The 10,850-nt window shown below is 65.8% G+C and carries 13 protein-coding genes; 10 read left to right on the top strand and 3 right to left on the bottom strand.

Annotated elements, in window-relative coordinates:
* The first annotated feature begins 229 nt into the window (after window positions 1-229).
* From ACZ50Q_RS22085 to msrQ, 4 genes are all read left to right on the top strand, one after another.
* On the top strand, window positions 230-1,192 hold the full coding sequence (locus ACZ50Q_RS22085) for an RluA family pseudouridine synthase (protein ID WP_369825571.1): 963 nt from the start codon (window positions 230-232) through the stop codon (window positions 1,190-1,192).
* A gap of 1 nt (window position 1,193) precedes the next feature.
* Window positions 1,194-1,856, top strand: coding sequence for an HAD family hydrolase (locus ACZ50Q_RS22080; RefSeq protein ID WP_464079556.1), 663 nt, complete (start codon window positions 1,194-1,196; stop codon window positions 1,854-1,856).
* Window positions 1,857-2,049: 193 nt separating this feature from the next.
* The gene (msrP, locus tag ACZ50Q_RS22075) at window positions 2,050-3,012 is read left to right on the top strand and encodes a protein-methionine-sulfoxide reductase catalytic subunit MsrP (RefSeq protein ID WP_092577814.1); all 963 of its coding nucleotides are present in this window, start codon (window positions 2,050-2,052) and stop codon (window positions 3,010-3,012) included.
* Between the two features lie 8 nt (window positions 3,013-3,020).
* The gene (gene msrQ, locus ACZ50Q_RS22070) at window positions 3,021-3,671 is read left to right on the top strand and encodes a protein-methionine-sulfoxide reductase heme-binding subunit MsrQ (protein ID WP_464079555.1); all 651 of its coding nucleotides are present in this window, start codon (window positions 3,021-3,023) and stop codon (window positions 3,669-3,671) included.
* A 16-nt stretch (window positions 3,672-3,687) separates the two neighbouring features.
* On the opposite strand, the gene ACZ50Q_RS22065 is transcribed toward msrQ, so the two are convergent.
* Genes ACZ50Q_RS22065 through ACZ50Q_RS22055 form a run of 3 tightly spaced genes read right to left on the bottom strand, consistent with a single transcriptional unit; the run spans window position 3,688 to window position 5,784 of the window.
* Complete coding sequence (locus ACZ50Q_RS22065) at window positions 3,688-4,473, bottom strand: N-acetylmuramoyl-L-alanine amidase (RefSeq protein ID WP_464079554.1); 786 nt, start codon at window positions 4,471-4,473, stop codon at window positions 3,688-3,690.
* Between the two features lies 1 nt (window position 4,474).
* Window positions 4,475-5,185 (bottom strand): SAM-dependent methyltransferase, encoded by a 711-nt coding sequence (locus tag ACZ50Q_RS22060; protein WP_464079553.1) that lies wholly within the window; start codon window positions 5,183-5,185, stop codon window positions 4,475-4,477.
* Window positions 5,182-5,784, bottom strand: a complete 603-nt coding sequence (locus ACZ50Q_RS22055) for a Maf-like protein (RefSeq protein WP_092577825.1) — start codon at window positions 5,782-5,784, stop codon at window positions 5,182-5,184. Before ACZ50Q_RS22055 ends, ACZ50Q_RS22060 begins: the two co-directional genes overlap by 4 nt.
* Before the next feature lie 177 nt (window positions 5,785-5,961).
* Here ACZ50Q_RS22055 and ACZ50Q_RS22050 point away from each other — a divergent pair, with 177 nt between their 5' ends.
* From ACZ50Q_RS22050 to fabG, 6 genes are all read left to right on the top strand, one after another.
* Window positions 5,962-6,597: a DUF177 domain-containing protein gene (locus ACZ50Q_RS22050; RefSeq protein ID WP_083714267.1), complete on the top strand. Its 636-nt coding sequence runs from the start codon at window positions 5,962-5,964 to the stop codon at window positions 6,595-6,597.
* Between the two features lie 52 nt (window positions 6,598-6,649).
* Complete coding sequence (gene rpmF, locus ACZ50Q_RS22045; protein WP_006218037.1) at window positions 6,650-6,832, top strand: 50S ribosomal protein L32; 183 nt, start codon at window positions 6,650-6,652, stop codon at window positions 6,830-6,832.
* A 59-nt stretch (window positions 6,833-6,891) separates the two neighbouring features.
* Entirely contained in the window at window positions 6,892-7,959 is a 1,068-nt protein-coding gene (gene plsX, locus ACZ50Q_RS22040; protein ID WP_076519380.1) for a phosphate acyltransferase PlsX, read from the top strand.
* A complete protein-coding gene (locus tag ACZ50Q_RS22035) occupies window positions 7,959-8,945 on the top strand; it encodes a beta-ketoacyl-ACP synthase III (protein WP_076519381.1) in 987 nt (328 codons plus the stop codon). The genes plsX and ACZ50Q_RS22035 overlap by 1 nt, the downstream gene beginning before the upstream one ends.
* A 109-nt stretch (window positions 8,946-9,054) precedes the next feature.
* Complete coding sequence (fabD, locus tag ACZ50Q_RS22030; RefSeq protein ID WP_464079552.1) at window positions 9,055-9,990, top strand: ACP S-malonyltransferase; 936 nt, start codon at window positions 9,055-9,057, stop codon at window positions 9,988-9,990.
* A 4-nt stretch (window positions 9,991-9,994) separates the two neighbouring features.
* The gene (gene fabG, locus ACZ50Q_RS22025; protein WP_076519383.1) at window positions 9,995-10,747 is read left to right on the top strand and encodes a 3-oxoacyl-ACP reductase FabG; all 753 of its coding nucleotides are present in this window, start codon (window positions 9,995-9,997) and stop codon (window positions 10,745-10,747) included.
* Window positions 10,748-10,850 lie beyond the last annotated feature (103 nt).

The raw sequence follows: 10,850 nt of genomic DNA, 5'->3' as shown, positions 1-10,850 counted from the left end.
AGCCGCTTGCGGCATGCAACGGACCTGCCGGGAAAGCGGGCAAGATGAATGCCACACCACTATCCCGCAGGGCTCGGTTGCGCCGGCGACCAAGAGACCCAGGGGTTGAATGAGCAGGCAGTACAATGGCGGCCCGCGCGCTCGACGGAGTTGCGTGTTGGTTGCATCTCTACGCCAGGCGGCTTGTTCAGCCCCTTAAGGCTGTCCCGATTATATGTCGCTTTCCGCAATGCGCAAAGAAACTTCCTCCCCTGAATTCGCCTCAAAAGCAGCGCCCGCCGTCCGGATGGTCGAAGTGGGCGCCGAGCACGCCGGCCAGCGTCTGGACAACTTCCTCATGCGCTTGTGCAAGGGGGTGCCCAAGACGCACATCTACAAGGCCATCCGCGGCGGCGAGGTGCGCGTCAACAAGGGACGCATCCAGGTCGACTACCGGGTGGAAGAAGGGGATGTCGTGCGCATTCCGCCGCTGCGCCTGCCCGATCCGGGCAAGCCCAGGCCCGTGCCGGCCGCCGAATTCCCCATCGTGTTCGAGGACGACGCGATGCTGGTCGTGGACAAGCCCGCCGGCGTGGCCGTCCACGGCGGCAGCGGGGTGTCGTTCGGCGTGATCGAACAATTGCGCGCCGCTCGCCCGCAGGCCAAGTTCCTGGAATTGGTGCACCGGCTCGACCGCGAGACCTCCGGGCTGCTCATGGTCGCCAAGAAGCGCAGCGCGCTGCTGGCCCTGCACGCCATGCTGCGCGAGGGCAGGAGCGACAAGCATTACTTTGCGCTGGTCGAGGGCGATTGGGTCAACGATCGCCAGCACATCAAGCTGTCGCTGGCCAAGTGGACCACCCAATCGGGCGAGCGCCGCGTCAAGGTGGATCCGGACGGGCAGACGGCGCACACCATCGTCACGCTGAAACAGCGGTTTGGCGGTTACAGTCTGGTCGACGCCGAGTTGCGCACCGGCCGTACCCACCAGATCCGCGTCCACCTGGCGGCCAGCGGCTTTCCCATCGTCGGGGACGACAAATACGGCCACGACGAGGTGCGGGCCCGGTTCGCGCGGCAGGGCTTCAATCGCATGTTCCTGCACGCCCACAGTCTCACCTTCCCTCATCCGCTCACGGGCGAGGTCATGACCCTTACCGCCGAGCTGCCGCCCGCTTGCCGGAACATACTGAAATCACTGGAGTCGGTCTGATATGTCGTATTCGCTGGTCGTCTTTGACTGGGATGGCACCTTGATGGATTCCACCCACAGCATCGTGGCCGCCATCCAGGGCGCCTGCCGCGACCTGGAGCTGGCGGTGCCGTCCGCGTCCGAGGCGAGCTGGGTCATCGGTCTGTCCCTCGAAAGCGCCTTGCGCCGCGCCGTCCCGGAACTGACGCAGGCCATGCTCCCGCGTTTTCTGGAGCGCTACCGCACGCATTACCTGTTGCGCGATCCCGAGCTGCGCCTGTTCGAAGGCATTCCCGAGCTGTTGACCGAACTTGCCGGCCAGAACGTGCGCCTGGCAGTCGCCACCGGCAAGAGCCGGGTCGGGCTGACCCGGGCGCTCGCGGCCACGGGCCTGGGGCCGCTGTTCGACGCCACCCGTACCGCCGACGAAACCTTCAGCAAGCCGCATCCGGCGATGTTGCACGAGCTGATGCAGGAGCTGGACGTGGATCCGGCCGGGGTCGTCATGGTGGGCGACACCTCGCACGACTTGCAGATGGCCTGCAATGCGGGGGTGCATGGCCTGGGCGTGACGTACGGCGCTCATACCCTGAAGGAACTTCAGGGATGTGCCCCGCAAGCCGTGTTCGACAGCGTGCCGCTGATGCGCGAATGGCTGCTGCCGCGCGTGGGCGCGGGCGCCTAGCTCCAAAGCGCGTCCAGTGGCCGCGGAACGTCGGCCCTGCAGGCCGGTCTATCGGAAAGGCGCCTCCCGTTCTTCTCGTTCTTCTCGTTCTTCTCGTTTTGTGGGCGGGCGCCGCGGAATAACATAGGCTCGTCCAGCGTCCATGAAGGGCGCGGGGCGCGCTCAGGGCGCCTGCGCCTTCCCGGAGACTACGATGCTGATACGCAAGCCAGACGACCTTCTTTCTTCCGAGATCACCTCCGAGGCCGTGTGGCGGTCGCGCCGCGAGCTGATGCTCCGGGCCGGCGCTGCCGCTGCCGCCGTCGGGTTGCCGGGATGGGCCACGCGCGCAGCCCATGCGCAGGAGGCGGGCGCATTGCCGGGCAAGGCCAATCCCGCCTTCAGCGTGATGGACAAGCAGACGTCCCTGTCGGACGTCACCTCCTACAACAATTACTACGAGTTCGGCGTAAATAAGGACGATCCGGCGGCCAATGCCGGCAAGTTGCAGACACGTCCCTGGACCGTCAGCGTCGAAGGCGAGGTCAACAAGCCGCGCACCTTCACGATCGAAGAGCTGCTCAAGCTGGCCCCGATGGAAGACCGGGTGTATCGCCTGCGTTGCGTCGAAGGCTGGTCGATGGTCATCCCCTGGGTGGGCTATTCGCTGTCCGAAGTGCTCAAGCAGGTCGAGCCCAACGGCAACGCCAAATACGTCGAGTTCGTCACCGCCGTGCAGCGCGAAAACATGCCGGGTGTGCGGGCCGCCATCCTGGAGTGGCCCTATGTGGAGGGGCTGCGTATCGATGAGGCGATGCATCCGCTGGCCATGCTGGTGTTCGGCGTCTATGGGCGCGTGTTGCCCAACCAGAACGGCGCGCCGCTGCGGCTGGCCGTGCCCTGGAAATACGGCTTCAAATCGGGCAAGTCGCTCGTCAAGATCCGGCTCGTCGAAAAGCAGCCGATGACCTCGTGGGTGAAGTCCGCGCCGCAAGAGTACGGCTTCTACGCCAATGTGAACCCCAACGTCGCTCATCCTCGCTGGAGCCAGGCGACTGAACGCCGGATCGGCGAGGACGGGTTGTTCAGCCCCAAGCGCAAGACCTTGATGTTCAATGGCTATGGCGATCAGGTGGCGTCGCTCTATCAGGGCATGGACCTGAAGGCCAATTACTGAGGCTCCCCATGTCCGTCGGCGCTCCTCGCGCGGCTTCTGCCCCGGTGTCGGGCAAGGCGCAACTGTCGGCCAAGACGGTTGCGCGCTTCAAGCCGCTGCTTTTCTTGCTGGGCCTGGCGCCTTTTGCGCGCTGGATCTGGCTGGGTCTGAACAACGGCCTGACGGCCAACCCCGTTGAATTCCTGACCCGTTCGTCCGGCACGTGGGCCCTGGTGTGCCTGCTGGTCACCCTGGCGATCACGCCGCTGCGGCGCCTGCTCGGACAGCCCGCGCTGGTGCGCGTGCGGCGCATGTGCGGCCTCTTCGCGTTTTTTTACGCGGCCATGCATTTCATGGCGTGGGTCTGGTGGGATCGGGGGTTCGATCCGGTGGGAATGGTGCGCGACATCGGTGAACGCCCCTTCATCATGGTGGGATTTTCGGCGTTCGTGCTGATGACGGCCCTGGCCGCAACCTCCACGCAGTGGGCGATGCGCAGGATGGGAAAGCGTTGGCAGACCCTGCACCGGGCCATTTACGCCATCGGCTTGCTGGTCATCCTGCATTACTGGTGGCACAAGGCCGGCAAGAACGACCTGACGCAGCCGGCGATATACGGCGCGGTCCTGGCGGTGTTGCTGGGCTGGCGCGTGGTGGCTTGGTGGCGGCGCCGGCCTTAGCGGGCGCCGCGGGTCGTCACAACATGGACAGCATGATGGCGGCGGTCTCAGCGTCCGGCTGGCCATCGTGCAGGGCAGGGCGGTAGTGCATCTGGAATGCCGCCAGCGTATTGATGGTTTCGCGATCCAGCGTGCCGTGTTGCGGACAGGCGTAGCCTAGCCGCTGCAATTGCTTCTGGAACCACGCCACGTCCGGTGTGCCTTCGGCTTGCAGGCGAGCCAGGTGCTCGGCGGCGCCGGCTTCGTTGTACCAGCGGCCGATGCCGGCGTCCGCCAGCGCCTTCCAGGGAAAGAGCGGGCCGGGGTCCACCTTGCGCTGCGGCGCGATGTCGCTGTGGCCCACGACGTTCTCGGCGGCGATCCCGTGGCGCTGGATGATGTCGCGCAGCAGAATCGTCAGCGCGCGCACCTGGCGCGCGTCGTAAGGATGCCAGACGCGCTTGCCGTCCTCGCCCTCCGTCCAGCCCGGATTGACGATCTCGATGCCAATCGACGTGCTGTTCATCGCGATATTGCCGTACCAGGAACTCGCTCCGGCATGCCACGCGGCGCGGCTTTCATCGACCAGGCGGTAGGCGCGTCCGTCCAGGTCCAGCAGATAGTGGGCGCTGACCTTGCCTTGGGAAAGCAGGTGCAGCGATTTGGCGTCGTCCACGGTCGTGTAGTGCACGACGACGGCGCGCACCCGGCTGCTCTGGCTGACGGCGGTGATCGAGGTGTCCAGGTCGAGTCCGGCGGGACCCCGCGAGGCGCAACCCGCCAGGGCCGCCGCGGCCAGCAGCGTGCAGATCAGGCGGATCATGTCAGCGGGCCAGGTAAAGGAACAGCGTGGGCAGCTTGTCCAGTTGCGGCGCGGGCAACTTTTTCCAGTCGGCCACCGTGTGCGTCACGACCCATTCGTCGTCGGTCGTCACCGAGCGCGCCACGCACAGCTTGGTGTCGCCCTTCAGGGTGGCCACCAGCGTCGCGAACATGGCGGCGTTGCGATAGGGGGTCTCGATCAGCAACTGGGTCTGGTTGTGGCGGGCGGAGTGCTGCTCCCAGGCGCGCAACTGCTTGGCGCGTTCGGCCGGATCCACCGGCGCGTACCCGTGGAAGGCGAATCGCTGGCCGTCCAGGCCGCTGGCCATGAGACCCAGGAGAATGGACGACGGGCCCACCCACGGCTTGACGGTGATTCCCAGGCGGTGGGCCGCGTCGACCACCTTGGCGCCGGGGTCCGCGACGGCGGGGCATCCGGCCTCGGACACCAGGCCGATCTCGGCGCCTTGCTTCACGGGTTCGAGCCACGCCTTGATCTGCGCGGCGTCGGCCTTGTCGGTCAGGGTGTGGATGGTGATTTCCTGCAGTGGCCGGGAGGTGCCGATAAGCTTGAGGAAGGCGCGGGCCGTCTTGGCGTTTTCGGCGATATACGTGTCCAGCCTGCCGGCGAGGGCGCGCACGTCCGCGGGCAGCCAGCGTTCGGGAGGTGCGTCGCCCAGGCTGACGGGGATCAGGTGCAGGGCGCCGCTCATGCGGGCGCTCCGGGGGCGTCGAGCGGATCCAGTCCGAAAATGGCCAGCATGCGCGTCAATTCGATCAGGGGCAGGCCTATGATGGCGGTGGGGTCGTCGCTCTGGATGCTTTCCATCAGGGCAATGCCCAGGCTTTCCGCCTTGGCGCTGCCTGCGGTATCGTAAGGTTCCTCGGCGCGCAGATAGGCGTCGATGGCGCGGTCCGGCAGCTGGCGGAACCGGCAGCGGGTAATGATGTCGGCCTTTTCCACTCGTTGGCCGTCCGTTACCGCCAGGGCGCTGTGAAACTCCACCAGTTGGCCCGACAGGGCGCGCAACTGTGCCTGTGCCCGCAGAAAATCGCCCGGCTTGCCGATGGGCGCGCCGTCCACCGTGGCCACCTGATCCGACCCGATCACGATGCTGCCCGGTTGCCTGGCCGCCACGGCCATGGCCTTGGCGACAGACAGCCGCAAGGCCAGCGCCTCGGGCGCTTCGCCGGGTTGTGGCGTTTCGTCGACATCGGGCGAAATCGCGATAAAGGGCAGGCGCAGCCGCGACAGCAATTCTTTGCGGTAGGGCGAGCTGGACGCGAGGATCAGACTAGGCTTCTGGGGCATTCGGCATTTGACGATGATACGTAAGTCACAGTATTATCTAACGTTTTGCGGCATTTTTGCAGGAACATCAACATGACACCCAAGGGAAAGCCTGGCGACGATAGTCGCCGCGCGGGCGGATCGGCAGGTGCTAAGAAAGGTGTGACTGCGGGTATGGATGCGGGCATGAATGCGGGTATGAAGGCGACCGCGGCTGCGTCAGCAGGCGCCAGGGATGCCGTCATGAAACCCATCGATGCGTTTGCGTTTGCCCGCATGCGCAAGACGGCGCAGGGATCCATTGCCTTGGTGCGGCTTGCACGCGTGGTGGATGGTTTGCCCGAGCAGCCTGCGGGCGAAGCGGGTCTTGTGACCTGGTCCGTGCAAGGCGACGAAGGCAAGACCGGCCTGGTGATGGGTCAGCCGCTTCTGCGCCTGCACGTGCAGGCCAATCCGGTCGTCATATGCCAGCGGTGCAATGCGCCGTTTGCGTACCCGATCGACAGCGAAGTGGTGCTGCAACTGGTCAAATCCGAAGACGACCTCGACGATGGCTATTCCGTTGCTGAACAAGGCGACGGTGACGACGACGAGGACGACGACGGCGTAGGAAAGGATTCGGTGGCCTCCCTGCCTGAAAAGGTGGTGGGGTCGCATCATTTTGATCTGTTGGCCCAGATCGAAGATGAGCTCATTCTGAGCATTCCGTATGTGCCCAAGCATGATGTATGCCCGGGCGCGCAGGCCAAGGCCAGCGAAGCTCTTGAAGAGGAGCCCGCTGTCAAGCGTCCGTCGCCGTTTGCGGTGCTGGAACAACTGAAGCACAAAGATTGAGATCAACATCGGGCCGCATCGCGTACAATGCGCCCCGTTTCTAGGAGTCATCATGGCCGTTCAACAAAACAAGAAGTCCCCCTCCAAGCGCGGTATGCACCGTTCGCACGATTTTCTGGTGGCCCCGTCGACCGCCATCGAACCGAACACCGGTGAAACGCACCTGCGTCACCACATCAGCCCCAACGGCTTCTACCGTGGCCGCAAGGTCCTGAAGACCAAGGCCGACGAATAAGGCCCCCGGGCCGAACTCGTACTCGGACCATTTCGGCTGAGCGCTGATACCTGGCACCCGTGATACGCATCGCCATAGACTGTATGGGCGGAGACTTCGGTCTGCCCGTCACGATTCCGGCTGCGATCGAGTTCGCCCGGCAATTTCCGGATACCCGGCTGTTGCTGGTCGGGCTTCCCGACGCTATCGAAGCGGCGCTCTCCGAGCACCGCAACGTGGCGCGCGATCGCATTGAGATCGTGGCGGCTTCCGAAGTCGTCACCATGGACGACCCGGTCGAGGTCGCCCTGCGCCGCAAAAAAGACTCCTCCATGCGCCTCGCTGCCCAGTCCGTCAAGGATGGGCGGGCGGACGCCTGCGTTTCCGCGGGCAATACCGGCGCCTGGATGGCCATTTCCCGCTACGTGCTCAAGACGCTGGACGGCATCGACCGCCCGGCCATCGCCACGTCCATTCCGAACCAGACGGGCCGCGCCACCACGGTGCTGGACCTGGGGGCGAACGTGGACTGCACGGCCGAGCACCTGCTGCAATTCGCCATCATGGGCGCCGCGCTGTCGCAGGCGGTGGACCATCGCGACAATCCCACGGTGGGTTTGCTCAACATTGGCGAAGAAGTCATCAAGGGCAACGAAGTCGTCAAGGAAGCCGCCGAGCTCCTGCGCGGCAGCCCGCTGAACTTCTACGGCAACGTCGAAGGCAATGACATCTTCAAGGGCACGGTCGACGTCGTCGTCTGCGACGGCTTTGTCGGCAACGTCGTGCTCAAGTCCGTCGAGGGCTTGGCGAAGATGCTGTCCAGCATCATTCGCGAAGAGTTCAAACGCAATCTGATCACGCTGATCGCCGGCGCTGTGGCCAAGCCGGTGCTGAACCGCCTGCGCAACCGCGTCGACAACCGCCGCTACAACGGCGCAGCCTTGCTGGGCCTGCGCGGCGTGGTCATCAAGAGCCACGGCTCCGCGGACGTTTACGCCTTCGGTTTTGCCTTGCAGCGCGCCCGCGAAGCCGTAGTGAGTAAACTGCTGGAGCGCACCGCTCAGACGGTCGCCCAAATTACCAAGCGCGTTCAATCCGGCGATCGCCCATCGGCGGCGTCGCCTAACGTGGCTGGGGACACCGCTTGATGGATACCGCAATGAAATATTCCGTGATCGCGGGCACCGGCAGCTTCCTGCCGGAACGCGTGGTTTCGAATGACGAACTGGCTGCGGAACTGGCGACGCGCGACATCGCCACCTCCGACGAATGGATTGTCGAGCGCACGGGCATCCGTCAGCGCCATCTGGCCGAGCGTGGCGTGACCACCAGCCAGTTGGCCACCGAGGCATCTCGCCTTGCGCTGGCCGATGCAGGCGTCGACGCTTCCGAAATCGATCTCGTCATCGTGGCCACGTCCACCCCCGATTTCGTGTTTCCCAGCACGGCCTGCCTGGTGCAGGCCAACATCGGCGCCAAGGGGTCGGCCGCGTTCGACGTGCAGGCCGTGTGCAGCGGCTTCGTCTACGCGCTCACCACTGCCGACAGCTTCATCCGGGCGGGCCGCGCGCGCTGCGCGCTGGTGATCGGCGCCGAGGTGTTCTCGCGCATCCTGGACTGGAATGACCGCAGCACCTGCGTGCTGTTTGGCGACGGCGCGGGCGCCGTCGTACTCAAGGCGTCGGACAAGCCTGGCATCATGGCCGCACAACTGCACGCCGACGGCAGCCAGATGAAGATCCTCAGCGCCGCTGGCAACGTGGCCTACGGCGACGTGACGGGCGATCCCTTCCTGCGCATGGACGGCCAGGCCGTCTTCAAGCAGGCCGTCACCGTGCTGGACCGTTCCGCGCGCGACACGTGCGCCGAAGCCGGCGTCACCGTTTCGGATGTCGATTGGCTGATCCCGCATCAGGCCAACGTGCGCATCCTGAATTTCCTGGCACGCAAGCTGGATGTGCCGGTCGAGAAGGTCGTCATCACGGTCGACAGCCACGCCAATACGTCCGCGGCCAGCGTGCCGCTTGCGCTCGACGCCGCGCGCCGCGACGGCCGCGTCAAGCCGGGTCAGCTCATCCTGATGCAAGGCGTGGGCGGCGGATTCACCTGGGGCTCGGTACTGGTCCGCATGTAAGGGCGCGGCCCTGGTCGCGGCGGCCTGCGTGCCGCTGCCGGCCGGAGAGCACGCCTGGCATTTCAGCCTGCATCTCACACAGACACTGAATCAATCCACACGCTCAATCATGAAAATCGCTTTTGTCTTTCCTGGCCAAGGTTCGCAGGCTGTCGGCATGCTGGACGCCTGGTCCGGCGTGGCGGCGGTCACCGACACCGTGTCGCGGGCCTCGCAGGCCCTGGGACAGGACCTGGGCGCGCTGATCGCGCAGGGTCCCGCGGATCAGCTCAACCTGACCACCAACACCCAACCGGCCATGCTGACCGCCGGCGTTGCGTTCTACAACGCCTGGTGCGCGGCGGGTGGCCGCAAGCCTGACGTCGTGGCGGGCCACAGCCTGGGCGAATACGCCGCGCTGACCGCCGCGGGTTCGTTGTCGCTGGAAGATGCCGTGCGCCTGGTTCGTGTGCGCGCCGACGCCATGCAGGCCGCCGTGCCCGTCGGCACGGGCGCCATGGCCGCGATCCTGGGGCTGGACGACGATGCCGTGCGCGCCGCGTGCGCCCAGGCCGCGCAGGACGAGGTGGTCGAGGCCGTGAACTTCAATGCCCCGGCCCAGGTCGTCATTGCCGGGACCAAGGCTGCGGTCGAGCGCGCCTGCGAATTGGCCAAGGCCGCGGGCGCCAAGCGCGCCTTGCTGCTGCCGGTTTCCGCGCCGTTCCACTCCAGCCTGCTCAAGCCGGCCGCGGACGTCCTGGCGGCCGCGCTCGCCGGTGTGACGGTGAATGCGCCGCAGGTGCAGGTCATCAACAACGTCGACGTCGCGTCGCCCACCGAACCCGGGGCAATCCGGGATGCGTTGGTGCGCCAGGCATGGCATCCTGTCCGCTGGGTCGAAACCCTGCGCGCCATGAAGGCGCAAGGCGTCACGCACGTCATCGAATGCGGTCCGGGCAAGGTGCTCGCCGGCCTGACCAAGCGCATCGACCCGGAACTCACCGGCCTGGCCATCACCGATCCCGCTTCGCTGGACGCGGCATTGGCCGCCGTCAACGGAAACTGAACACATGGACAATACCTCGACCGAATTGCAGGGCAAGATCGCGCTGGTGACCGGCGCCACCCGCGGCATTGGCCGGGCCATCGCCCTTGAACTGGCGGCGCGCGGCGCAACGGTCGTCGGCACCGCCACGTCCGAATCGGGCGCCGCCGGCATCACGGAAGCGCTGGCGCCGTTCGGCGGCCGGGGCGTGGTGCTCGACGTGACCGACGCCGCGGCCTGCGATGCGTTGATCGACGCGCTGGGCAAGGAAGGCGGCGGTCCCCACATCCTCGTCAATAACGCCGGGATCACCCGTGATACGCTGGCGATGCGCATGAAGGACGACGACTGGTCCGCAGTCATCGACACCAATCTGGCCTCGGTCTTCCGCCTGTCGCGCGCGGTGTTGCGCAGCATGATGAAAGCCCGTTGGGGACGCATCATCAATGTCACCTCGGTGGTGGGTTCCAGCGGCAATGCCGGCCAGGCCAATTACGCGGCCGCCAAGGCCGGCGTGGCGGGCATGTCGCGCGCGCTGGCGCGTGAGCTCGGCAGCCGCAACATCACCGTGAACTGCGTGGCCCCGGGCTTCATCGACACCGACATGACGCGCGCACTGGGCGAAAACCAGACTGCGGCGCTGCTGCAGCAGATTCCGCTGGGCCGTCTGGGTTCGCCGTCTGATATTGCTCATGCCGTGGCCTTTTTGTCCGGGCCGCAGGCGGGTTACATTACCGGCACCACCCTGCACGTCAACGGCGGGATGTACATGCAATAAGTCACGAATCGCGCGTCGCGGCGGGGCAACCGGCCAGGCGCCGCGCGATTCTCCGGAAACGCCGTACATGGGTCTTCCTGCGCCGCTCTCGGCGACAGAACGC

Source organism: Achromobacter sp. T5-5, assembly GCF_055397965.1.
This window is presented reverse-complemented; position numbering and strand designations above follow the sequence as displayed.